Source organism: Ilumatobacter sp., from assembly GCF_030065885.1.
Lineage (GTDB): Bacteria > Actinomycetota > Acidimicrobiia > Acidimicrobiales > Ilumatobacteraceae > Ilumatobacter.
Genome location: NZ_JASJCS010000016.1, coordinates 35,200 through 58,640, shown reverse-complemented (window position 1 = coordinate 58,640; position 23,441 = coordinate 35,200). Strand labels below are relative to the sequence as shown.

The window sequence follows — 23,441 nt, the reverse complement described above, 5'->3', positions numbered from 1 at the left end:
CCTCACAACGTCGCCACCTCCTCGTCGACCCGTTGCATCAACTCACCGGCGTTGGTGGCGGCAGCGTCGGGACGCCAGGACCGCATCCGGGCGACATCGGCGACCACGTCGAGCCGGGCGATCCGGTCGAGATCGGTGTCGTCGCCGACGACGCGCAGGATCGACTCGTGCAGGTGGCGGATCACCTTGAGCATCCAGTACTGCTTCGCGAGCGGGCAGAAGCTGTCGACGTCGTCGTATGCCGACTGCTGCAGGAAGTCCTCGCGCAGCATCTGGCCGGTCTGGAACGCGACCCGCTCCGACGGGGCGAGCACCTCGATCCCGAGCAGCTGCACGATGTTCTGCAGCTCCTCTTCCTCCCCGAGGAGCCGAAGCGCCCAGCGGCGCTGGTCCTCCCAGTCCTCGGCGACGGTCTCGTCGAACCACGCGCCCAGGTCGTACAGCGAGTAGCTCCGGGTCCAGTGGATCGACGGGAAGTGGCGGCGGCGGGCGAGATCGGAGTCCAGCGCCCAGAACGTCCCGGCCAGTCGGAGGCTGTACTGCGTCACCGGCTCGGAGAAGTCGCCGCCGGGAGGCGAGACCGCACCGACCACGGTGACGGATCCGGTCCGGGGCTCGCGCCCCGTCGACGTCGCCGCCCCCGCGCGCTCGTAGAACTCGGCGAGGCGCGACGGCAGGTACGCCGGGTAGCCCTCCTCGCCCGGCATCTCCTCGAGGCGGCTCGACACCTCGCGCAACGCCTCGCCCCAGCGGCTCGTGCTGTCGGCCATCAGCGCCACGTCGTAGCCCTGGTCGCGGTAGTACTCGCCGATCGTGATGCCGGTGTAGACCGACGCCTCGCGGGCCGCGACCGGCATGTTGGAGGTGTTGGCGACGAGGATCGTGCGTTCCATGAGCGACGCACCGGTGCGCGGGTCGACGAGCCGGGGGAAGTCCTCCAGCACCTCGGCGAGCTCGTTGCCGCGCTCGCCGCATCCGACGTAGATGATGACGTCGGCGTCGGACCACTTGGCCAACGTCTGCTCGTGCACGGTCTTGCCGGTGCCGAACCCGCCCGGGATCGTGGCCGACCCGCCCCTGGCGACCGGGAACAGCGTGTCGACCACGCGCTGTCCAGTGACCAATGGGACGGTCGGGTCGAGGCGGCTGCCGACCGGGCGTCGCTTGCGCACCGGCCAGCGCGTCAGCATCGTCACCGGTTCGTCGTCGATCCACACGATCGGCTCGTCGATGGTGGCCTCGGCCGCGCCGATCGCCGTGACCGTGCCGGCGCGGTCGGGCGGCACGAGCACCAGGTGCGTCAGCGCCGACGTCTCGGCGGTGGTGGCGATCACGTCGCCGGCTTCGACCACATCCCCCGTGGCGAGTCGGTGGTCGAGCGGCCAGCACCGCTCCCGGTCGAGCGACGGCAGCTCGACGCCGCGGCGGAGGAACGGCTCGCCGAACTCGGCGTCGCGGTCGTTGGCCAACGCGGGGAGCGGTCGCTGCACGCCGTCGAAGATGCTCCCGAGGAGGCCCGGCCCCAGCTCGACGGCGAGCGGCTCGCCGGTGTCGACGACCGACGACCCCACCTGCAGCCCGCCACTGTCCTCGTAGACCTGGATCACCGACTCGTCACCCTTCAGCCGGATCACCTCGCCGATCAGCTTCCGCCGGCCCACGCGCACGACGTTGTACAGGCGCACCTGGTCGAGGCCCTTCGCGACCACGACCGGTCCGGCGACCCGCGTCACCCTGCCCCCGGTCACGTGCCGCCCTCCTCGAACGTGATGTGGTAGCCGACGGCCCGCTGCAGGAGTCCGGCGAGGCGCGCCCGCCGGGCGGCGCCCGCCTCGGCCACCAGCCCGGACGGCACCGCGACGACGACCGGCGCCACCGATTCCTCGAGCTGGTCGCGCCGGGTGCGATCGAAGTCGTCGAGCCATGGTCCGTAGACCGCGATCACCCCGCGCTCGCCCTCGGCGATCAGCGCGTCGACGGTCTCGGCCGCCCGGGACGCCGACTCGACGGCGTGCACGGTGGCGCCACCCAGCCCGAAGCCGGCGGCGAGCTCGGGTGGAGCGACGACGCGGAGGCGGGCGGTGGCCTCCGTCATCTCACGACCACCACGTTGCTCTCGACAGCCGACCGGTCGAGACCGTGGGCGATGCCGCGTCCGATCCACCGGAGGTTCCGGGCCTCGTGCTCCTGGGCCCTGACGAACGCGACCGGCACGTCGTACCCGAGCGGGTCGCCGCGCGCGAAGAGACCGACCGCGTGCCGGGTCGACGCGAGCCGGAGCGCCTCGGCGAGCGCGACCAGGTCGTCGGACTCGGCCCAGTCGTTCAGCGCGAGCGACCATCCGGGGACGAGCCGAACGCCGTCGAGGAGGGACACTGCCGTCGGCCGGTCGTCGGTCGCGGCCGCCCTGGTGAGCGTGTCCGGCCGGATGCGACCACCCGTCAGGAACTCGTGGTTCTCCTCGGTGTCGGAGCGGGTGACCTCACCGGCGGCGCGGGCCGTCTGCAACCGGAGGCTCGTCAGCAGGTTGATCTCGTCCACCTCGGAGCGGAGCGCGACCGCCGCTGCCGACTCGTCGTCTGCGAGGACCTCGTCCAGCCGCTTCGCGAACGCGCGGTTGAGCGCCGACTCGAGCACCACCAGATCGCCGGATCGCTCGTAGGCGGGCCACGCGTCGCGCACCGCTTGCGCCGTGGCACGAGACGGGATCCGCCAGGCGACCATGAGATCGATCACGTACCGCAGGCTGGGCTGCATGGCGAGCTCGCTCAGTTCGGCGGTGCCGAGCCGGCCGATCGGCACGGTCATCCGGAGCATCTCGTCGGCCGCCTCGAGGCGCGACGCGCCCCGGATGATGGTGCGGAGGTTCTGGAGGTCCCAGCGGTCGGTGAGCAGGCCGACGATGCCGTCGTGGGGGCGCTCGTAGAAGCGGGGCAGGGCGCCGAGCACGCGCACGAGGTGGTGGCGCACGACCTCGTCGAACCGGCGCAGGCCGGTGAACCGCGGCAGTGCCGCGTCGAGGTCGGCGGCGTACGCCGTGGTCGCGAGGGCGGCGACCAGGCCGTCCATCGACTCGACGGCGACGAGGCCGTCGTAGTCCGCCTCCGACAGGAGTCGCGATCGCATCGCCCGCAGCCGGGCGTTGCCGTAGTCGAGGCCGACCATCATGCACCTCCACCGAGCGGTGGCACCCTCGCCGCGGCGAGCGACCGGAGCGCGCGGTCCGCCCGCCAGGTTCGCGACTCCAGCGTGTTCCGGACCGACCGGCGCCCGTCCGCAGTGGCGATCTCGAGACCGCCAGCAGATCTCAGCGTGCCGTCGATGGTGAAGCCGTCATCGGTCGCCAGCACGTCCCGGCACAGCGGCTCGTCCGCCGGATCGATGCGAACGACCCGACCCTCGGGCAGGACGGCCCGGCACTCCTCGAGCAGACGGCTGAACAGGTCCGCATACTCGGGCTCGCCGCGCAGCTCCACGAGGCGCCGCTCCACCGCGGTCAGTAGGTCCTGATACACGTCCTCGACCGCCGCGCTCAAGCGCCGCTCGACGACGAGGTGGGCCCGGTTGACGATCTGGGCCCTGCGCCGCGCGCTCTCGTCGTCGAGCGCCGACGCTGCAGCGCGCTCGGCCATGTCCGCCTCGTCGCGGGCCTCGTTCCGGATCTGCGCCGTCTGCTCGGCCGTCTCCGCCACGACGCGCGCGATCTCCTGGTCGGCCTCCGCGTCGATCGCGGCGAGGATGTCCGCGAGTGCCATGCCGCGCGCCGGTCAGGGCGCGAGTATCAGGATCACCATCGCCGCGACGGCGAAGCCGAGGATCACCAATGTCTCGGGGATCGCCAGGAGCAGGATCACCCTGCCGGTCAGCTCCTCCTTCTCCGCGATCGCGCCGATGCCGGCGGATCCGATCTTGCTCTGCGCGATCCCGGTCGCGATCGCCGCCAAGCCGACGGCGAGACCGGCCCCGATGGCGATGAGTCCGAGCTCCATCTCCCTCTCCTCTCTGTTCACCTGACGTTGCGATCGCTTGCGGCGTCGTCGGCACCGAAGGGACGGAACGCCTCGCCGCCCGTCTCGTGGAACTTGTCGAAGAACTCGACGTAGTGCAGACGGAGCGACTGGATGGTCGGGCTGAAGGCGCCGAGCGCGAGGTTGAGCGCGTGGAAGAGCGCCGCGACGATGATCCCGAAGGCGAGTGGGGCCGCCGCCCCCAGCTCGTTGGCGACCCTCGCCAGGTACACCGACGCGAGCCCGATCGCAGCCAGCCTGAGGTACGACAGCACGTTGCCGACCGTGCCGATCAGTTCGAGCGGTCCGAGCAGCGCTCCCATCGGCCCGCCGAGCGCGATGAGGACGGCCAACCCGACGGCGACGGCAGCCGCGGCCGGTGGCACGACACCGGACGGGAGCGCGTCGGCAGCGACGCCGACGATGAGGAACAGCCCGATCAGGGAGACCAGCATGGCGACGCGCTCCGAGAGCACGTGCCGGTTGCGAGCACGGATCGCCTGCACGCCACCGAGCACCAGGCCGAGCACGACGTGGGCCGCGCCGATGGCCAACGCGAACACCAGCAGCGGTTCGATCGCCTCCTCCCGGTTGATCCAGATCGGTTCCCAGCCCCAGAGCCGGTGGCCGAGGTCGCCGAAGAACTCGCCGTACACGATGCCCCACAGCGTCGCCCAGCCGGCCGACATCATCAGCACGATGGTCAGGTCGCGGCCGACCGCCGACCGATCGCGGACGGCTCGATGGCCGAGGTACGACAGCACCAGCAGCAGCACGCCGTACGCGACGTCGCCGAGCATGATCCCGAAGAAGAACGGCAGGAACAGCGCCATCAGTCGGGTCGGGTCGATGGTCCCGTACTTCGGTAGCCCGAGCAGCCCGACGAGGAACTGGAACGGCCGGGCCGGTGCCGGGTTCCGCATGAGGACCGGCGGTTGATCGGTCTCCGCGACGGGGGGCTGCTCGACCACCACTTCCGGGCCGATCTCCCGCACCAGGTCGTCGGGGAGGGACGCCAGCTCGCTCTCGGGCACCCAGCCCGAGATGACGAAGGTGTGCAGCGTGGCGCCGAGGTGGGCGACGGCGTCGAGCTGATCGAGCCGGTCGACCAGGTGTGCTCGACAGGCCGACCAGTAGCCGAGCGGCCTGACCACCTCGTCGATCTCGGCGTCGGTGACCTCGATCTCGCCCGGCAGTTCGGTCAAGCGACGCTCCATGGCCGAGATCGCCTCGCGGAACGGCATGCCGCGGAAACGGACCGGGAGACGGACCTGGGTGAGCTGCTCGCGGCCGAGGAGCGAGCGGATCTCCGCGGCGCGGCCCTTGGGGAACACGAGGACGGCGCCGATCGTGTCGGGTCCGACGTGGTCGGAGATGACCTCGAAGTTGGCACCGAGGATGCCCGCGAGCGACACGTTGAGCTCTCCGAGGACTTCGGCCGAGCGGCTGTCGACGAGCAACGCCGTCGTGTCGTAGCCCGTGAAGTCGGTCATCTCGGGGACGAGCGGCATCAGGCCGCGCAGCGACGACAGATAGCGCGGCAGGACGTCGAGCTCGTTCGTCAGATCGTCCCGGCGACGCACCAGCTCCTCCAGCCGGGGGCCCACCTCCTCGAGCTGCGCGCGCAGCACGTCGAGGTCGTCGGCGCCGGTCGCGTCCGGCCCGCGATCTGGTGGCGGCGGCTGTGGAACGAGGCCGAGCACGGCATCGATGCGCGCCTTCAGGTACCGAAGCTCCTCGATCTCGCGCACCTGGTCTTGGTCGGCTCGCAGCGGCGGCAGTCGCACGTCGGCGTCGTCGGTGACGTCGATCAGGTGGAGCGCTTGCCGCTGGTGCAGGAACGTGAGCACGTCGTCGAGCTGCCGACGGTGCCCGATCACGTGCACCTTGGCCATGGAGACGAGCATCGCTACTTCCCCTCCTCGAGCGGTGGCGCCAGCAAGAGCTCGACCATCTCGGTCACCGCGCCCGCCAGGTGTGGCTCCGCGGCGCGGCGCAACGACTTGATGCGGTCGTCACAGCCGCTCAGGATCGCCTCGGCCTCCCGTTCGGCGTCGGCGACAGCGGCGTCGAGCCGGCGCTTCGCCTCGGCGCGTCCGCGCTGCCGGGCGTCGGCGACCGCCTGCGCGTGCTCCTGGTGAGCGGCGGCGATCGACTCGGCAGCGTCGGTGCGCGCCTGCTCGACGCGTCGAGCTGCTTCCAGTTCCGCGACACGGATCGCGTCGAGGGCGCGGGCGGTCTCGCTCATCGGAGCTCCTCGCCGGCCTCGGCGCGCCGCGCCCGGCGCGTGGAGAACCGCTTCAGTCGGAACCGGTCCTGGCGCTCGCGCTCGTCGAGGATCGCCCGGATCTGGTCGCGCTCGCGCTCGAGCCTCGGGAGCACCACCGACTCCAGCGCGTTGATGCGGCGGGTGGTCGTGCCGATCTCGTCGGCAAGGCGTCTGAGTCGCAGCTCGACGGTGGCGAGATCGAGCAGCAGCGCCAGCTCGGCCTCGAACTGCTCGGCGACGCGGTCGAGGCGTGGACTCGATCCTGCGAGCGAGTAACCGCGAGCCGACCGCGGACGTCCGAGCGGTTCATGCCGGATGTCGGCGATCCGCACGCCCATGACGGACGTGGCCCGTGTCGTGAGGGAGATCTCGCTCGGTTGGGCGAGCGCGGCCGATCGCACCGCCTCGGGTCCGTCGCCGGCCTCGGCAACCGCCAGCGCCCGCCGACCTTCCGCCGCGGCCTCCTCGAGCGCCCCGCTCCCGGTGACCGCGACGTCGACGGTGGCGCGGAACTCGGCCATCAGCGAGTCGCGCTTCTCCTTCAGGACGTCACGGCCCTGCGACGCGAGCGCGATCCGAGCACGGCGTGCCAGCAGTTCGGAGCGCGTCGCCGTGACCTGTTGCACAACCGGCCTCCATCCTCGCCCTCCAGTGTGAGCGGGAGGATGTGGCGACCGAAACGGCCGGAAGTCCTTTGCGATGCCGCGTCCATGGTGACGCAGCCGGCGTCTTGGACGTTTCCTGGACGATCCTTGGCGGTTTGGCGGGCTCCCCTTGGCGGTTCGATGGCCGTGCCGTGAATACCGTCCGGGCTGCGGGTGGCGGCGTGTCCGAGCGCTGAACTGCAACTCACGGAGGGGTGTCCGAGGCATGATGTCGGCACGATCATTCACGCCCGTCGTCGCCAGCACGCTGGCGGCCGGGGCTCTGTATCTGGCGGCTTGGCCGCGGTCGGGAACGGCGCAGACGGTGCCCGTCGAGCGCGGCAGGGCACTGGCCGCCCAGTGCGCCCAGTGCCACGGCCCGGAGGGCAGGTCGGTGTCGTCGATCGACGAGCTGGTCGGCGAGCGGCCAGGCGAGCTGTACGCGGAATTGATCGAGATGAAGTACGGCGGCGGCGACGACATCATGGAGCTGCAAGCGCGTGCGTACACCGACAGCGAGCTGCGCCAGATCAGCGCCTACTTCGACAGCCTTCCAGCCGGCGACGACGACGACAGCAACGACGAGGACGACGGCTGATGCGCCCGTTCACGAGACGGCACTTCCTCGTCGCGGCTGGTGCGAGCACGGTGGCCGCGATGTTCCCGCATGCGGTCCGGGGTCAGGCGGCTCGGCCGCACGTCGTGGTCGTCGGCGGCGGGTTCGGTGGGGCCACGGCCGCCAAGTACCTCCGACACTGGGGCGCCGGCGCCGTCGACGTCACGCTCGTCGACTCGCGGCCCAACCACCCCTCGTGCATCCTGAGCAACCTCGTGCTCAACGATCAGGTCACGTTGCGCTCGATCACGTTCGGCTTCGACGGCTTGTCATCTCGGTTCGGGGTCCGGGTCGTCCGCGACCGGGTCGATCGCATCGAGCCGGACCTTCGCCAGGTCAGGCTCGCAAGCGGCGAACACGTCCGCTACGACCGCCTCGTCCTGTCACCGGGCATCACGTTCGACCGCGTCCCCGGACTGGACTCGCGGCTGGTGCCCCACGCATGGAAGGCCGGCGGGCAGACGCACCTGCTGCGCAGGCAACTCGCAGCGCTCCCGTCGGGTGGCACGTTCGTGATGTCGATTTCGCCGGTGCCCTACCGGTGCCCCCCGGGGCCCTACGAACGCGCCTGCGTCGTCGCCGACTACCTGCGGCGGGAGAAGGGCGGCGGTCAGGTGATCGTGCTCGACGCCAACCCACAGATCATCGCCGAGCGGCACACCTTCACGACGGCGTTCGAGCAGACGTATGCGGGCATCATCGACTACCGGCCCGACACCTCGGTCGTCGAGGTCGACTCCGCTGGTCGGGCGCTCCACACCGCAGCTGGGGAGGTCGTCCGCGGCGATGTGGCCAACGTCATCCCGGCGCAGCGTGCGCCGGGACTGCTCCGTCGCGCGGGGCTCGTCAACGATGCCTCCCGCCGGTGGGCCGGGGTCGACCCGCTCGGCTACGAGTCGACGGCCCACCCGGGCATCCACGTCATCGGTGACGCGCAGGCGACGGGCCAGCCCAAGGCCGGCCACATCGCGAACGCGGAGGCGAAGATCTGCGCCGATGCGATCCTGCGCGCGTTCGAGGGCCTGCCGCCCGACCCCGAACCGGTCACGAACTCGGCCTGCTACAGCCCGATCACCTCCGACACGGCGTCGTGGCTGACGGCGGCGTTCCGCTACGACGCCGCTACGGGGGCGATGAAGGTCGTGCCCGAGTCGTCCGGCGAGGCCGAGTCGCCGACACGCGAGAACTACCGCGACATGTTCGGCTGGGCGAACAACCTCTTCGCCGACACGTTCGGGCTCTCCTGAGCATCCGTTGGTCGATGCCGCCGAGCTGCTCCGCCGCGTTCGGGCTGCACGACGAGGCAGATGCTGACCCGCGCCGAGACCGCAGACACCCCCGACACCGCCGAGCTCGTCGCCGGGTCACGGGCGACGCGCCGCTTGTTCGAGCGCCACGGCGGGCGCGTGGAGCGAGGATCCGACGACGATGAGTCCGATGACGATGACAGCAGCGCATGACCCGGCGTCGCGCCGAGGCTGCCCCAGTTCGTCGGGCTCGGTCCGATGGTGCGGCGATCGAGCGCAGGACCAGACGGACCCGCGACTGCGGACGGGCGCTCGTCGTGCGGCGCGTTCGCCGACGGCTTCAGGCGAACAGCTCGGGGCGGGTGTCGGCGAAGAAGCGCCAGGCGATGTCGATCTCGTCGAGGAACGGCATGCACGCGTTGCCGTCCCCCTTGTTGAAGCCCTCGATGGCGCATCCTCCCGCGCAGATGAAGCGCACCTTGCAGCCGTCGCAGTACGGCATCCGCAGGACGCTGCGAGACGCCCATCGCGACGCCGCCTCCTCGTCGATGACGAACTCGGGGTCGTAGCGGCCGACGCGACGGTGCGGCTCGCCGACTGACTCGAGGCAGACGTACACGTCGCCGGCCGGGTCGAAGATGTACATCCCGCTGATCGCCTCGCAGCGATAGATGACGGGGAAGCGCGGTTCGTGGTCGACGAGGATCCGCTCGACGTAGTTGAAGCCGCGGAAGTGCCGGATGTCGAACACGTCGCGGATGCGCGGCGTCGCCTGCACCTCGTCGAGCAGTGCGGCGAGCAGGTCGGCCTCGTCGGCGGGTGCGGACTCGTCGCCTCCCAGCGACCCGTGATCGGTCACGGGCGAGACGTAGGCGAAGAAGTTGTCGCGGTCGAGCCATCCGCGCTCGACGACGAAGTCCGCCAACTCGACCAACCGTCCGACGACGTACATGTCGAGGTTCACCCGCATCGTGATGCTCCAGCCGAGGGCGAGCGCCCGATCGACACCGTCGACGATGCGGTCGAAGGACGGCTGTCCGCCGCGGAACGCACGGCGCAGGTCGTGCACCTCGCGCGGTCCATCGAGCGTCACCTGGATGTTGCGGCACCGATCGGTGAGCTCGTGACGGTCGACGAACCGAGCGAGCTCCGTGCCGTTGGTGGTGATGTTGAACGGCCAGTCGAGCTCGATCAGCCGCTCGACGATGTAGTCGAGCACCTCGGCGTTGGCGCGGTTGGGGAGCAGCGGCTCGCCGCCCGTGATCGAGATCTTCGGGATGGTCGGGCCCTCGGCCAACTCGGCGACGCGCGTCTCGCACCGCGTGATCGCCGCGATCGCCAGGTCGACCTGCGTCGGCGTGAGGAATCCCACCGAGTCGGCGTGCTCCTGCTGGAAGCAGTACGGGCAGGCCAGGTTGCAGTTCAGCGAGGTGATCAGCCCGTACTGCCCCCCCTTCAGCCCGGCCGCGATCTCGTCGCGCCCTCCGTACGTCGTGCCGAGTCCACGGACCATGTCCTCCTCGGCGTCGGCTTCGCTCCACAGGAAGCCCCGCTCCGTGAAGTGGCGAAGCACCTCGGGGTCGAGTCGATCGTCGTCGATGCCGCCATCTCGCTCGGCTCGGCTGAAGAACTCGAAGACCTCACGGTTGACGAAGTCGGCGCCACCGGTGAAGAGGTTCGAGACGATCCGTGCGTCGTCGCCGGCGCCGGTCGTGACCTCGATGAGGTGGTTGTAGCTGCTGGGATAGAGCATCGTGCCGAGTGCTCCTTGTCGTCGGGTGTCACCGTCTGAGCTGTCGGATGTCTCCATCCGATGCGGACCGGGGCGAGGAACGGCGTTCGCCGCGCCTCGCCCCGGACGAGGGTGTGGACGTCAGCTGATCTGGATGCAGCACCAACTGACGCAGCAGCCCTCGATGCAGCATGAGATGCCGGTCAGCGACGGGTCGCGAAGCATCTCACCGATACGATCGACGACTCCGTTGCTGATCTCGCGGAACGCGGGATCCGTCTTCGCCTGACGGCGCGCATAGATCTCGCGATTGAGGTTGATGGGTGCCATCTGGAACTCTGGCATACCCGGACCTCCCTTCTCTTGGTGGCAATTCGTATTGTTCGCGGGCCCTGGCGAGTTCGAATAGGGACCTTCGTCATGCGGCGACGGTCGCCTCAGTGAGACGGGCGTGGCCCGGTCGTGCAGCGCATCTGCCGCGCACCTGTGGCTGGATCGTCGACGGCTCGCACGCCGCACGTCGCGGCGTTCGAGCACATGCGCTGGGACGCCACGACCGATATCCGGAGTATCCGATTCGTATCGGCTCGCTATTTCGCGTCAATAACGCACCGCAATCGCTCGGCTGGAGGGCGAGTCGACCTCGGTACCGCTGCGCCGCGACGTCGTTGCTACCGTCAGCCGGGGGGACCTCGTCAACAGCTCGACTGGAAGGGGAAGTCGATGGAAGCAGCGACTCGGCGCGCGCAGGACTGGCTCGACGGCTTGGGGGCCGCGATCGATGCCGGCAACTACTCGGGTGCCGCAGACAAGTTCGCGGAGGACAGCTACTGGCGTGACCTCGTGTCGTTCACCTGGAACATCGTGACGATGGAGGGCCGCGAGGGGATCCGGGCGATGCTCGAAGCACGGGCCGACGACACCGCGCCGTCGAACTGGCAGGTCGAGGGGGAGGCGACCGAGGCCGACGGTGTCACCGAGGCGTGGTTCTCCTTCGAGACGGGGGTCTCGCGCGGCCGGGGGCAGCTGCGGCTCCAGGGCGACCTCGGCTGGACGATCCTCACGACGATGGACGAGTTGAAGGGGCACGAGGAGAAGACCGGCGAGGACCGGGTTCGCGGTGTCGAGCACGGCGTCGTCCCCGGCCGCAAGACCTGGCTCGAGCAGCTCGATGAGGAGCGCGCCACGCTCGGCTACGAGCAACAGCCCGAGGTGGTGATCATCGGTGGCGGGCAGGGCGGCATCGCCCTCGGCGCCCGGCTGCGCCGGCTCGACGTCCCCACGATCATCCTCGAGAAGAACGAGCGCGCGGGCGACTCGTGGCGAAACCGCTACAAGTCGCTGTGCCTCCACGATCCGGTCTGGTACGACCACCTGCCCTACCTGCCGTTCCCCGATCACTGGCCGGTCTTCGCGCCGAAGGACAAGATCGCCGACTGGCTCGAGTCGTACACGAAGATCATGGAGCTCAACTATTGGACGAAGAGCGAAGCGACCAGTGCGAGCTACGACGAGGACACCGGCGAGTGGACGATCCACGTGCGCCGCGACGGCGACGAGGTCGTCCTGCGACCCAAGCAGCTCGTGCTGGCGACGGGCATGTCGGGCCTGCCCAACGTGCCGGAGTTCCCCGGCGCCGACACGTTCCAGGGTGAGATCCACCACTCGAGCAGGCACCGCGACAGCGCCCAGTACGCGGGCAAGCGCTGCGTGGTGATGGGCTCGAACAACTCGGCCCACGACATCTGTGCCGCACTCTGGGAGAACGGCGCCGACGTCACGATGATCCAGCGCACGTCGACGCACATCGCCCGCTCCGAGACGCTGATGGAGCTGGCGCTCGGCGACCTCTACTCCGAGCGTGCTCTCGCGGCCGGCATCACGACGAACACGGCCGACATGATCTTCGCCTCGATCCCGTACAGGATCATGCACACGTTCCAGGTCCCGGTGTACGAGGAGATGGCGCGCCAGGACGCCGACTTCTACCAGGCGCTCGAGGACGCCGGGTTCATGCTCGACTGGGGCGACGACGGGTCCGGCTTGTTCATGAAGTACCTCCGGCGGGCGTCGGGCTACTACATCGACGTCGGCGCGTCGCAGCTGATCATCGACGGCAAGGTCAAGCTCGAGAGCGATACGACGATCGAGCGGATCAACGAGCACTCGGTGACGTTGACCAACGGCACGGAACTGCCCGCCGACCTGATCGTGCTGGCGACCGGCTACGGCTCGATGAACGGGTTCGCCGCCAAGATCATCTCCCAGGAGGTCGCCGACAAGGTCGGCAAGGTGTGGGGCCTCGGCTCGGGCACGACGAAGGATCCGGGCCCGTGGGAGGGTGAGGAGCGCAACATGTGGAAGCCGACCAAGCAGGACGGCCTGTGGTTCCACGGCGGCAACCTGCACCAGTCGCGCCACTACTCGCAGTTCCTGAGCCTCCAGTTCAAGGCCCGGTACGAGGGCATCCCCACCCCGGTCTACGGCATGGGCGAGGTGCACCACCTCAGCTGATCCCCCGACGTCACAGCTCGGCGAGGAGGTCGCGCGCCAGCTGGGCGACGTCGGGCGGCTGCACGACGGCGCCGCGGATCAGGTCGTCGAAGTGGTTGCTGAGGGTCCGGACGTGGTCGGCCGAGGTGAGGACGAGGTACATCTGGCCGAGGTAGAGCGCGGCTCGCTGCGGCCCGAAGATCGTGATCGGCACGGCGTAGCGCTGCAGGCCGTCGAAGAGGAACCAGCGGAACATCGGGTACAGCTCGTCGGCGAGCTCGGCGATCTGGCGGAGCTGGTCGCGCCGGTGCGCGATCGGGAACGTCCGCCAGACTCCCTCGCCGCGTGCGAACGACTGCAGCGACTGGAGGCTCGAGCAGCACTCGAGGTCGCTGCCCGCCGTCCGGATCGAGTCGAGGCGTACCGCTGCGGTCTCCATCTTCTGTTCCGGGCGCGACGCGACCGAGTCGTCGAGCTCGTGGCGGATCACCGCCTCGGTCTTCAGCAGGTCGGGGAGCGTCTGCGGGACGTATCGCACCTTGTAGCCGGCCGCCTCGCCGAACCACTCGATCAGGCGCTCGTCGTTGGGGGCGAGTGCGTTCATGGCGAACGACGTCTGCTCCTCCATCATCTCGGCCTGCATGGGACCGCCGTGGGTCAGGCCGAGCAGCCAGTCGATCGACACCTGGTGGGCGTCGGCCACCCGCGTCATGGTCTCGACGCGGGGGAGGCGCCGGTTCGAGGGTGACAGCAGCTGGGACAGCGTGGACCGGTCGACGCCCGTCGCGGCGGCGAACTTGCTCTGGTTGAGGCCGCTGCGCTCGATCACCACACCCAGTCGGTCCCGGAACGTGGCGAGCATCTGTCGGCGTTCCGTCATCAGACGTAGCGTATGCGCTGCAACTGTGTAGTTCCACAACATCGGCTGCCGTCGCGCCCGCAAGTGCGGCGCGATGTGCGCAAGTCCCGCTGAGCGCGGCCTTGACCAGGGATGACGTCGTTTCGATGATGGGTTCGCCATGTCCGACGAGCCGTTCCGAGCGCCGACGCCGGGCCGCGTCGAGTGGCCGACGGTGTTCCTCATTGCGACGTGGGCGGGCACCGTGGCCGTCGTCGTCGTGCTCCACCGGTCGATGCCCTGGTACGTGAGCGTGCCCAGCCTCGCCGTGCTGACCGGCTTCCAGTTCTCGCTCCAGCACGAGGTGATCCACGGCCATCCGACCCCGTGGCGTTGGCTCAACGTCGTGCCCGTCGGCCTCCCGCTCGCGCTCTGGTGTCCGTTCCGGGAGTTTCGGATCTCGCACCTCCGCCACCACGCGAGCGAGCTCACCGTGCCCGGCGTCGATCCCGAGTCCTTCTATGTCACTGCCGAGACGTGGGACCGATCCGGACCGATCGGTCGAGGGATGCTCCGACTGAATCGCACGCTCGCGGGCCGGCTGCTGATCGGACCGTGGATCGTGGTCGCGACCTCGCTGTCGCGCGCCGCCGGTGCGTGGCGGGATCGCGAAGCTCGCAGCACGTGGGCGCTCCACGTGACCCTGGCGGTCGGGACGGTCTGGTTGGTCGTCGGGGTCGCTGGGCTCCCCGCGTGGGAGTACGTCGTCGGCATCGTGTGGGGTGGGACCGCGTTTCCGCTGCTGCGGAGCTTCGTCGAGCACAGGGACACGGCGGGCACCGGCACGCCGTCAGCGGTGGTGCGCTCGAACGCACTGTTCTCGCTGCTGTTCCTCAACAACAACCTGCACCACACGCACCACGCGCGCCCGGGCAGCGCCTGGTACGCGCTGCCACGTCTGCACCGTGAGCTCGGTTCGGACGAGCTGGCACGCGCCGGCGCCGGCTGGTATCGGGGCTACGGCGAGATCGCCCGCCGCTACCTCGTGCGCCCGTTCGGCGAACCCGTCCATCCTTCGGAGTGCGGCGCCGGTCTGATGCGGACCGGCTTCGCCGCCCGCGCTCGCTGACCTGCGACCGTCAGGACCTCGGCTCGAGGACGACCACCGCGGTCTCTCCCGAGCGACGTGTCGCGTAGGCTTCGGTGTTCTCGTCGATCTCGCACCATCGCGCCCAGAGGCGGTCGCGCTCGTCGCCCTCGGCGGCCCGGCCGGTCACGAGACGTGGGCCGTCGACCAGGTCGATCTCGGCGTCCGGTTGGGACTGCAAGTTCAGCCACCAGGCCGGCTCGCCCTCGCCCCAGCCGTTCATCGCCAAGGTGACGACGTTCGGCCCATCCTCGTAGTAGCCGAACATCACGCTGCGTTCCTGGCCGGTCCGGCGACCGACCGTGGTCAGGCGGCCGATGCCCCATCCTCCGGGCTTCGGCCGCCGCAGGCCGAGGCGGCCACGCGTCAGGCGGTAGAGGCGGCGATGGTTGAACCAGGCGAACCGGATGAACCAGCGAGGTGGGAGTCGTGGTGAGTTCGTCGACATGCGGCGTCCTCCTCGTCGGGAGGCCTGCGCTCCACGCTAACCACTCGAGCGAGACCAGGGTCGCCGGCGACCTGTGGATAGCCTCCGACGCGTATCGGCTCCGACGGGAGGTGTCGCTGTGGGCCTGTATCGCGATCACGTGTTGCCGCGGCTGGTCGACCGCGCGTGCGGTACGGCCGAGCTCGCACGCTGGCGCGCGCAGGTCACCGCCGGCTTGTCCGGCACGGTCGTCGAGGTCGGGTTCGGGTCGGGTCTGAACATGCCCGCCTACCCGCCCGAGGTCACGCTCGTCTACGCCGTCGAACCAGCCGACACGGCCCGGCGTCTCGCCGCCCGCCGGATCGCCGACGCAGAGATCCCGGTCGAGCACGTCTCGCTGCACGGCGAGTCGATCGAGCTCGACGACGACAGTTGCGACGGCGCGCTGTCGACGTTCACGTTGTGCACGATCCCCGACGTCGGGCAGGCACTGTCCGAGATCAGGCGCGTCCTCCGGCCCGGCGGCCGCCTCCACTTCCTCGAGCACGGCCTGTCGCCAGATGCCGGGATCGCCCGCTGGCAGCACCGCATCGAGCCCGCCCAGAAGCTGTTCGCCGGCGGTTGCCACCTCACCCGCCGCCCGGTCGAGCTCGTCGCGGCCGCCGGGTTCCGGATCGAGCGGGTCGAGGCGCGGTACGGAGTCGGCCCGAAGCCATGGAGCTGGTTCACCGAGGGCGTGGCCGTGTCGCCCCGCTGACCGGCGGCAGCACCGTCGACGCGGATCGCTCACGAGCCTTGGCATGACGGCCGGCTACGGCACGTGAGTCGGGATCGGCCGAATCGAGACCGTGGCGCGTCAGGGACGACGTCGATGCGGCCGTTCACCGGCCATCCTGGAGTCGATGCGATCACGCCAGGCCGTCATCTGGGGCGCCTCGCTGGTCCTGCTCGTCGCGCTGACGGTGGTCGTGATGGTCGCCGACGGTGCACTGCCCGGCGAGGTGGCGATCATCGAGTGGTTCCAGCAGTTCGGGCAACCGGTTCCGGCGTTCGGCAGCGCGGTCCGCGCCGTCACCGGCACGGAGGCCAACATCGTCGTCGGCATCGCGCCGGCGGCCTGGCTCATCCACCGCCATGGCCGCCGCGGAGTTGCCGCCGTGGTCATCTGCCTGGTGGCGATGCTGGTGGTGCAGCCGGTCGCGAAGGAGATCGTCGACCGTGACCGACCGAGCGAGACGCAGGTCGACGTCCGTGGTGAGCACACCAGCCGCAGCTACCCGTCCGGGCACGCGCTCGGCACGACGGTTGTCTGGGGCACGGCAGCCGGCTACGCCGACCGGTCGGGGCGGCGGCGACGGGCCGTGGGGTGCCTGGTGCCGATCCCCTGCACGGCGACGGCCAGCGCGATCCAGGGCGTGCACTGGCTCAGCGACGCGGTCGCCGGTGCGATCATCGGTGCCATGGCGGCAGCACTGGCGCTCCGGGTCGTGGCCGGCGACCGGGTCGGGGACCGCATCGGGCGTTGACGAGGCTGCCGGATTCGACCACGACTGCGACCGGTCGGGCGTCGAACGACGATGCACCCGACCCGCGTCGCCCGAAGTCGCTCCGAGGCCAGGACCGAGCACAGAGGCGCTCAAGATGAGTGGGCGCTGTCCTCCGGGGCGTCGACGAGCGCTCCGAGATGACGCTCGACGAGCTCGGCGAGGTGCAACGGGTCGGGGATCATGCGGGAGTCGGTCGCGACGCCGACGTTGACCGTGCCGTCGTAGCTGAACAGACAGACGCCGAGTGGCTGGTCCCCCGACGTGGGGACCCACCCGAGGATCGACCGCACCGGTGCGCCCGCCATCGTCAACCCGACCCGTGGGCCGGGGACGTTGCTCAACACACCGATCGTCTTGCCGGCGAAGTAGTCGGTGACACGGCGGGCGACGGCGGACGGTGACTCGGCGACGACCCGCTGGAAGCCGAACGCGACGAGCGGCTCGACGGAGTGCTTGAGCCGCGTCGTGCGCTGGTGGAGCTCGTCGACGAGCGCACCCGGGTCGCGGATGCCGAGCGGCATCGAGAGCATGACGACGACGAAGTGGTTGCCGAGCTCGGCGGGCAGCCCGCCGTCGATCGGTTGCAGCGAGACCGGCATCATCCACGACAGGTCGCTGACGTCGCTGACGCCGCGCTCGTCGAGGTAGTCGGTGAGCGCCAGTGAGACCGCGGCGATGAGCACGTCGTTGATGGTCGCGTCGCGGGCCTTCGCTGCGGCGCGGATGCCGTCGAGCGGGAACCCTTCGATCCAGGCGACCGACTTGTCGACGCCCGTGTGCCCGCTCCACGCCTCGGCGTCGTGGCCGTCCGACAGCAACATCCGCCCGATCTCGCGCCAGGAGTTGGCCACCTCGTTGTCGACCGAGGCGATCCCGGTCAGCGCGTCGATCAGCTTGACGGGATGGCGGACCAGGTCGAGGGCGTGGCCGACGTGGTGCGCGAGGTCCAGCGGGTTCGTCGTCGACACCAGACTCCGCCCGGCCGCGGCGGCCGCCTGACCGGCGTGACCCACGTAGTCGAGCGTGTCGGTGACCGCGTGCTCGACGACGTGGAGCACGCGTTCGAGCGGATGGTGGTGCTCGCCGGCGGTGTTGCGTCCGACCGCGGTCGGTGTGGCGCCGTCGGCTGGGTCGCAGGTCCCGATGAGCATCTGCACCAGGCGGATGCCGTCACCGATCCCGTGGTGGAACCGGCTGTACAGGTACCCGCCCTTCCCGTCGTCGTCCGGCCCGGAGACGAGGTTCAGCTCCCACAGCGGGTGGGACCGGTCGAACGGCACCGAGAACTGGTCGGAGACGTACGCGTTGACCGCTTCGATGCCGGCGTCGTCGAGGACCACCCGGCGGACGTGCCGGTCGATGGTGAAGTCGGGATCGTCCTCCCACATCCAGACGCCGTCCCGCTCGACCGCGACCTGCGACAGGATGCGGTACTTCCCGACCATGCGCTCCATGATCAGGTCGCGGAAGGTCTCGAAGTCCGGGAGCTCGTCGAAGCCCATGAGGCCGTTGACCTGCATGAGGTTGTTCGGCCGATCCATCAGCAGCCACGTGAGGTCCTCCGCCGCGATCTGCGTGCCCATGCCTCTCTCCTCCATGACGTGCGGGGGGCGACGGCCGTCGGGCCCCGTCGTTCGTGATGAGTCCATTATGCGCGGCGGTCCGGTTGCAGTCGCATGGTCGAACTCGCGTCGGTCGGGCGAGGGACCATGGGCCCTATCCCGTATCGCCGCGTTGCGCGGGGATCGAGGTATGGCCAGTGCGCCCTACTCGCCGCGGGCGGGCGCCGACGTGGGGCCGGCGGGCCGTCGGGTCACGAGACGGTTCGTGATCGGCGGACTCGGCGCCCTGATCGCGTCGCCCGCCGCCGCGGGCTGCCGCACCACCGAACGAGAGGAGGATGCCGTGCCACCCTCGATGAGCCCATCGTCAGTGGTCGACTTCCCGTCACCGACCGAGAGCACGCTTCCGCTCGAGGTCACGCTGCGGCGTCGGCGATCGGGCCGAGAGTTCGGTGCCGACCCGCTGACGGTCGCCGAGGTCGGTCAGCTGCTCTGGGCCGCGCAGGGCATCACCGCGGACTGGGGCGGGCGCACCGCACCGTCCGCAGGTGCGCTGTATCCGCTCGAGCTGTATGCGATGACGTCCAGCGGGGCGATGCGGTACGTCCCGGACGGTCACCGGGCCGAGTCGACAGCCGAGCGCGATCTGCGTGCCGACCTGATGGCCGCCGCCCTCGATCAGGAGGCCGTCGGACGGGCGCCGCTGGTCGTCGCGGTGATCGTGGTGCCGGCGCGAACCGCCGCCAAGTACGGCGACCGAGCACCGCGCTACGCGGACCTCGAAGCCGGGCACGCAGCACAGAACCTGCTGCTCCAGGCAGTCGCGATCGGCCTCATCGCGGTGCCGATCGGTGCATTCGACGACGAAGCGGTCGGCGGTGTGCTGCAACTCCCGGACGGTCAGGAGCCGCGCTACCTGCTCGCCGTCGGCCACCCACCCGCCTGAGTGGACGACGCTCGCGAAGGAGTGGACGGTGCGATGCCTCCCCCCGCCGGTCACATCCGATGCCGACGAGGCGCTCCGATCGGCAGGGGCGCTCGGCACTCGACGGTTCGGGTTGCTGCGCGACGTGCCCGATCCGGTCGCTCGATCAATGCAGCGACGTTCTTGATTCGTGGTGATCGTCGACGCGGGTCGAAGAGACCTCCGTCTCTATCGAGAAGCAACGACGCGCGCATATGAACGTCGTATGTCATCTCCCGAGAACCCATGAGGAGGGATCATGGAGAGCATCTATCCCAAGAGGGGACCGCGCAACCTGTTCATGGGCGGCATCGCCGCCCTGCTCCTCGGCATCGGAGCGCTCGCCGGGTCGCTGAGCGTGAACTTCGCCAGCGCCAGCTCGTCGGCGGCGAATGCCCGGTACATCGGGGTGCTCAGCAAGCCCGAGCGTATTGCGGACTTCACCGTCTATCCGGGCCAGACCCGCACGATCAACTGGGGTAACGGATTCCAGACCTGCCATGAGGCGCTCGGTGCGAACGTCGCCGTCATCCCGACGGGTGGTCAGCCCGGTCACGTCACGATGTGGAAGAGCGGCACGCGCCCGAACACGTCCGTCATCAACTACGACAACACCGGTGCGGTCGAGAACGCCTTCGTCTTCACCGAGATCTATCTGAACGGCAGCTACGGCTACTCGAAGATCTACTCGCTGCAGAAGGTGCGCGTCATCATCGATTGGAGCACCACGATCCACAACTGCTAGGCGCTCGGGCCGGTTGCTCGAGGGGCGGCCGTCCCACAGTCGGGAACCACGGCGCGGGTCCGCGAACGAGTCCTTCAGCCCTAGGTGAGCTCTCCTCGGTGGGGGACACTGAACATGGAGGGGCTTCCGATGCCCGACGTTCGAGGTCTTCCCGCGTCACGACGTGCGCGGTATGACGCGTTCCTCTCCTACAGCCACGCCGCGGACGGGCGCCTCGCACCGGCGCTGCAACGCGGTCTCCGCCGGCTGGCCAAACCGTGGAACCGGCGAACTGCGCTCACCGTCTTCCGCGATGAGACCGGTCTGTCGGCCACCCCCGATCTGTGGGGATCGGTGTGCGCGGCGCTCGACTCGTCCGAGTGGTTCGTGGTCCTCTGTTCGACGGAGGCAGCGTCGTCGAAGTGGGTTGGGCGGGAGATCGAGCACTGGAAGAAGACGCATCCGTCGGGTCACATCATTCCCGTCGTCACCGAAGGTGAGTTCGAGTGGGACGATGAACGCAACGGCATCGACTGGGAGCGATCCACCGCCGTGCCGAGCGCCCTCCGCGGAGCGTTTGCGGATGAGCCCAAGTTCGTCGATGTTCGCTGGGCCAAGGACGAGCCGCAACTCGATCTGCGCCACTCGGGTTTCCGTGATGCCGTAGCGAGCATCGCCGCGCCGATCCACGGCATTCCCAAGGACGAACTCGAGGGCGAGGACATCCGGCGCCACAGGCACTCACAGCGGCTTCGGCGCGTGGCGGTCACGGGCTTGGTGCTGCTTGCCGTCGTGGCTGCGTCGGCGGGCTTGATCGCACTCGCCAACGCGCGTCGCGCCGACCGTGAAGCCGAGCGGGCCAACGATGAAGCCGACCGAGCGAACGCCGAGGCGCAGCGAGCCAGCGACGAGGCCACCCGTGCCGTTGCTGCCGAAGCCGACGCTCTCGAGCAGCGCGACATCGCGGAGGCCGAGACGGCACGGGCGACGAACGAGGCCGAGATCGCCGAGTCGCGACGGCTGGCCGCGGAGTCTCTGCTCGCCCGGGAGAGCAGGCGCGACCTCGCCTTGCTGTTGGGCCTCGAGGCGTACCACATTCGACCTACCCCCGATGCGGCCAACGCCTTGTTCTCCAGCCTGGTCACCGACACCGAGAGCATCGTCGTGCGGACCGAACACACCGACGAGGTGACAGCGCTCACGGCTGTCTCGGACGCCGGCACCTTGGCATCCATCGGCGACGACGGCCGGATCGTCGTGTGGGACGTAGCAACGCGATCGTCGATCGCCGAGTTCGAGGCGTCCAACGAGACGGTCGTGCTGCAGCTGTCGATGAGCCGCGACGGCACCACGATCGCCGTCGACGACATGGATCGAATCCGACTGTGGGACGTCATCACCGGTAGCGAGTTGGCGTCGATCGACGTGCCCCGAGTCGACTCGGTCTCGGTGAGCTCGGACGGCTCACGCGTCGTCGCATCGACCAACGACGGAGCGCTCGGGCTCTGGGAGACGGATACGGGCGTGCTGCTCGCGGCCGGGGAGGTGTCTCCCCTGACACTGTCGGTCGCATTCGACCCGCTCGACAGGTACGTGGTGGTCGCCTCGATGCCCGGGATCAGCTTGTTCGATGCGACCACGCTCGAGCACCTCATGACCTTCTACGAGTCGCACGAGGACTTCCTGAGCTTCAAGCATCCGGTCTTCAGCCCGAACGGCGACGTCGTGGCCGTGAAGTTCGGATCGTGTGGAGCGGTTGCGGTGTTCGCAGCGACGACCGGTGATCGCGCAGAAGTCACCGGTTGCCACTCGGGTGCCAGCGTCGCGGTCGAACCAGAGCTGCGACGTGTCGCAGCGTGGGACCAGGAACGCTTGACCATCACCGATCTCTCGACCGGAGAGACATCGACGGAGGATGGCGTACTCGGTGGTGTCCGCCCACTCCGGTTCGCCGAGAACGGGAACCTGCTCATCGCCGGCCGTGTCGACGGCTCGGTCGTCTTCCGGTCCTTGCGCGGTGGGCAATCATTCGGACGGACGATCGGCGAGCATCGTGACGCAGTCCTCGCGGTCGACGCCTCCGACGACGGGGCACGCCTGCTGTCGGGAGGGCAGGGCGGCGAGCTGTGGCTGTGGGACATGACCACCGACCCGATCACAAGGACTGAACTGATCGGCCACGAGGACGGTGTCATCAGCGTCGCGCTGAGCGTCGACGGGACGCTGGCCGCGTCAGGATCCAGGGACAAGACGGTGCGGCTCTGGTCCGGGGTCGACGGCACGCCGATCGGAGCCCCCATCGCTCACGACAACTGGGTCGACGGAGTCGCTTTCAGCCCTGATGGCACCCTGCTGGCCACGGCGAGCACCCTCGAGTACGGCGAAGCGAACGTGTACCTGTGGGACGTCGAGTCGCTTCAGCGGACGACGACGCTCGCGACCGGGTTCAGCGGGCCGCTCGAGTTCAGTCGTGATGGTTCGATGCTCGCCGTGGGCGGAGCACCAGCGCGGGTCTGGACGATTCGCGACGGCGATGCTGTCGGCGAGCCACTCGATCTGGTCCGGGAAGCCTGGGACGTCGCATTCGATCCCGACGGAGAAGCGGTTGCTGCTGCGTACAACACGGTGACGGAATGGAATCCGGCAACGGGCGAGCAGATCGGTGTGCCCTACGTCGGAGAGGGTGCGTTCATGCCGACTGCGATCGACTACAGCGACGACGGGCACCTCATGGCGTGGACCGTCGGCCCGCACATCTCGCTCTGGGACCGCGACGCCCAGCGGTCGTTCGGCGGGCCATTCGTCGCGCAGGACTCCACGAGCGACGGCGGTCGCATCAGCTTGTCCTTCACCGACGGTGGCGATGCGCTCGTGAGCGGTGGGCTCGATGGCGCCGTGCGTCTCTGGGATCTCCGCATCGAGACCTGGAAGGAGATCGCGTGCGACGTGGCCGGACGCAACATGACCGAGGACGAGTGGAGCCGGTACTTCCGCGACGCCGATTACCACGCGAGCTGCCCGGACCACCCAGCGACGGCGTGACGGCGCCCACGACTGGAGCGACAGATCGGCTCGTCGTGCCCGAGGGATCCTGTCCAGCGGTACCGGAGCGAGCACCGGTCAGGTGCCGCTCGATCAAGACCGAGCCGCGGCCCGGGTTCCACGTTGCAGCGCCGGTAGCCCTTTGGCCCTGGTGAGGTCGGGGCAGTAGCGAGTACACACGT

The 23,441-nt window shown here is 69.5% G+C and carries 22 protein-coding genes; 9 read left to right on the top strand and 13 right to left on the bottom strand.

Translation table 11 applies throughout. The annotated features are described in order from the left end of the window. Positions 1-2 precede the first annotated feature (2 nt). The 8 genes from QNJ12_RS06015 to QNJ12_RS05980 are packed head-to-tail and all read right to left on the bottom strand — an operon-like array spanning position 3 to position 6,902. Positions 3-1,748: a V-type ATP synthase subunit A gene (locus QNJ12_RS06015; RefSeq protein WP_300620219.1), complete on the bottom strand. Its 1,746-nt coding sequence runs from the start codon at positions 1,746-1,748 to the stop codon at positions 3-5. Then, positions 1,745-2,095: a V-type ATP synthase subunit F gene (locus QNJ12_RS06010; RefSeq protein ID WP_300620216.1), complete on the bottom strand. Its 351-nt coding sequence runs from the start codon at positions 2,093-2,095 to the stop codon at positions 1,745-1,747. The genes QNJ12_RS06015 and QNJ12_RS06010 overlap by 4 nt, the downstream gene beginning before the upstream one ends. Beyond that, positions 2,092-3,168 carry a V-type ATPase subunit gene (locus QNJ12_RS06005; protein ID WP_300620213.1) on the bottom strand — a complete coding sequence of 359 codons (1,077 nt, stop codon included), beginning with the start codon at positions 3,166-3,168 and terminating at the stop codon, positions 2,092-2,094. Before QNJ12_RS06005 ends, QNJ12_RS06010 begins: the two co-directional genes overlap by 4 nt. Beyond that, on the bottom strand, positions 3,165-3,755 hold the full coding sequence (locus tag QNJ12_RS06000) for a V-type ATP synthase subunit E (protein ID WP_300620210.1): 591 nt from the start codon (positions 3,753-3,755) through the stop codon (positions 3,165-3,167). The genes QNJ12_RS06005 and QNJ12_RS06000 overlap by 4 nt, the downstream gene beginning before the upstream one ends. Before the next feature lie 12 nt (positions 3,756-3,767). Further along, entirely contained in the window at positions 3,768-3,989 is a 222-nt protein-coding gene (locus QNJ12_RS05995; protein WP_300620207.1) for a hypothetical protein, read from the bottom strand. Between the two features lie 17 nt (positions 3,990-4,006). After that, positions 4,007-5,902, bottom strand: coding sequence for a V-type ATPase 116kDa subunit family protein (locus QNJ12_RS05990; protein ID WP_300620205.1), 1,896 nt, complete (start codon positions 5,900-5,902; stop codon positions 4,007-4,009). A 14-nt stretch (positions 5,903-5,916) separates the two neighbouring features. Continuing rightward, the gene (locus tag QNJ12_RS05985; protein ID WP_300620202.1) at positions 5,917-6,255 is read right to left on the bottom strand and encodes a hypothetical protein; all 339 of its coding nucleotides are present in this window, start codon (positions 6,253-6,255) and stop codon (positions 5,917-5,919) included. Then, complete coding sequence (locus tag QNJ12_RS05980; protein ID WP_300620199.1) at positions 6,252-6,902, bottom strand: V-type ATP synthase subunit D; 651 nt, start codon at positions 6,900-6,902, stop codon at positions 6,252-6,254. The genes QNJ12_RS05985 and QNJ12_RS05980 overlap by 4 nt, the downstream gene beginning before the upstream one ends. Before the next feature lie 244 nt (positions 6,903-7,146). Between QNJ12_RS05980 and QNJ12_RS05975 the strand changes: the two genes are divergently transcribed. Next, positions 7,147-7,518: a c-type cytochrome gene (locus QNJ12_RS05975; RefSeq protein ID WP_300620196.1), complete on the top strand. Its 372-nt coding sequence runs from the start codon at positions 7,147-7,149 to the stop codon at positions 7,516-7,518. After that, the gene (locus tag QNJ12_RS05970; protein ID WP_300620193.1) at positions 7,518-8,783 is read left to right on the top strand and encodes an FAD-dependent oxidoreductase; all 1,266 of its coding nucleotides are present in this window, start codon (positions 7,518-7,520) and stop codon (positions 8,781-8,783) included. Before QNJ12_RS05975 ends, QNJ12_RS05970 begins: the two co-directional genes overlap by 1 nt. 340 nt (positions 8,784-9,123) lie before the next feature. On the opposite strand, the gene QNJ12_RS05965 is transcribed toward QNJ12_RS05970, so the two are convergent. Together QNJ12_RS05965 and QNJ12_RS05960 are read right to left on the bottom strand one after the other, a co-directional pair. Beyond that, on the bottom strand, positions 9,124-10,536 hold the full coding sequence (locus QNJ12_RS05965) for a radical SAM protein (protein ID WP_300620190.1): 1,413 nt from the start codon (positions 10,534-10,536) through the stop codon (positions 9,124-9,126). A gap of 120 nt (positions 10,537-10,656) precedes the next feature. Next, the gene (locus tag QNJ12_RS05960; protein WP_300620187.1) at positions 10,657-10,860 is read right to left on the bottom strand and encodes a hypothetical protein; all 204 of its coding nucleotides are present in this window, start codon (positions 10,858-10,860) and stop codon (positions 10,657-10,659) included. A 378-nt stretch (positions 10,861-11,238) separates the two neighbouring features. Here QNJ12_RS05960 and QNJ12_RS05955 point away from each other — a divergent pair, with 378 nt between their 5' ends. Further along, positions 11,239-13,029: an NAD(P)-binding domain-containing protein gene (locus QNJ12_RS05955; RefSeq protein ID WP_300620185.1), complete on the top strand. Its 1,791-nt coding sequence runs from the start codon at positions 11,239-11,241 to the stop codon at positions 13,027-13,029. A 10-nt stretch (positions 13,030-13,039) separates the two neighbouring features. On the opposite strand, the gene QNJ12_RS05950 is transcribed toward QNJ12_RS05955, so the two are convergent. Further along, the gene (locus QNJ12_RS05950) at positions 13,040-13,888 is read right to left on the bottom strand and encodes a helix-turn-helix transcriptional regulator (protein ID WP_300620182.1); all 849 of its coding nucleotides are present in this window, start codon (positions 13,886-13,888) and stop codon (positions 13,040-13,042) included. Between the two features lie 139 nt (positions 13,889-14,027). Between QNJ12_RS05950 and QNJ12_RS05945 the strand changes: the two genes are divergently transcribed. After that, entirely contained in the window at positions 14,028-14,975 is a 948-nt protein-coding gene (locus tag QNJ12_RS05945; RefSeq protein WP_300620179.1) for a fatty acid desaturase, read from the top strand. 10 nt (positions 14,976-14,985) lie between these two features. On the opposite strand, the gene QNJ12_RS05940 is transcribed toward QNJ12_RS05945, so the two are convergent. Next, positions 14,986-15,441, bottom strand: a complete 456-nt coding sequence (locus tag QNJ12_RS05940) for a nitroreductase/quinone reductase family protein (protein WP_300620175.1) — start codon at positions 15,439-15,441, stop codon at positions 14,986-14,988. A 118-nt stretch (positions 15,442-15,559) separates the two neighbouring features. On the opposite strand from QNJ12_RS05940, the gene QNJ12_RS05935 reads away from it, so the two are divergent. Then, positions 15,560-16,177 (top strand): class I SAM-dependent methyltransferase, encoded by a 618-nt coding sequence (locus QNJ12_RS05935; RefSeq protein WP_300620173.1) that lies wholly within the window; start codon positions 15,560-15,562, stop codon positions 16,175-16,177. 145 nt (positions 16,178-16,322) lie between these two features. Continuing rightward, positions 16,323-16,946: a phosphatase PAP2 family protein gene (locus QNJ12_RS05930; protein ID WP_300620170.1), complete on the top strand. Its 624-nt coding sequence runs from the start codon at positions 16,323-16,325 to the stop codon at positions 16,944-16,946. 110 nt (positions 16,947-17,056) lie between these two features. Here the strand turns inward: QNJ12_RS05930 and QNJ12_RS05925 are convergent, their stop codons facing one another. After that, on the bottom strand, positions 17,057-18,550 hold the full coding sequence (locus tag QNJ12_RS05925) for a WS/DGAT domain-containing protein (protein WP_300620167.1): 1,494 nt from the start codon (positions 18,548-18,550) through the stop codon (positions 17,057-17,059). Positions 18,551-18,719: 169 nt separating this feature from the next. Here QNJ12_RS05925 and QNJ12_RS05920 point away from each other — a divergent pair, with 169 nt between their 5' ends. From QNJ12_RS05920 to QNJ12_RS05910, 3 genes are all read left to right on the top strand, one after another. Beyond that, entirely contained in the window at positions 18,720-19,475 is a 756-nt protein-coding gene (locus QNJ12_RS05920; protein ID WP_300620164.1) for a SagB/ThcOx family dehydrogenase, read from the top strand. A 277-nt stretch (positions 19,476-19,752) separates the two neighbouring features. Next, positions 19,753-20,238, top strand: coding sequence for a hypothetical protein (locus QNJ12_RS05915; protein ID WP_300620160.1), 486 nt, complete (start codon positions 19,753-19,755; stop codon positions 20,236-20,238). 129 nt (positions 20,239-20,367) lie between these two features. Further along, complete coding sequence (locus QNJ12_RS05910; protein ID WP_300620157.1) at positions 20,368-23,259, top strand: TIR domain-containing protein; 2,892 nt, start codon at positions 20,368-20,370, stop codon at positions 23,257-23,259. Positions 23,260-23,441: the final 182 nt, after the last annotated feature.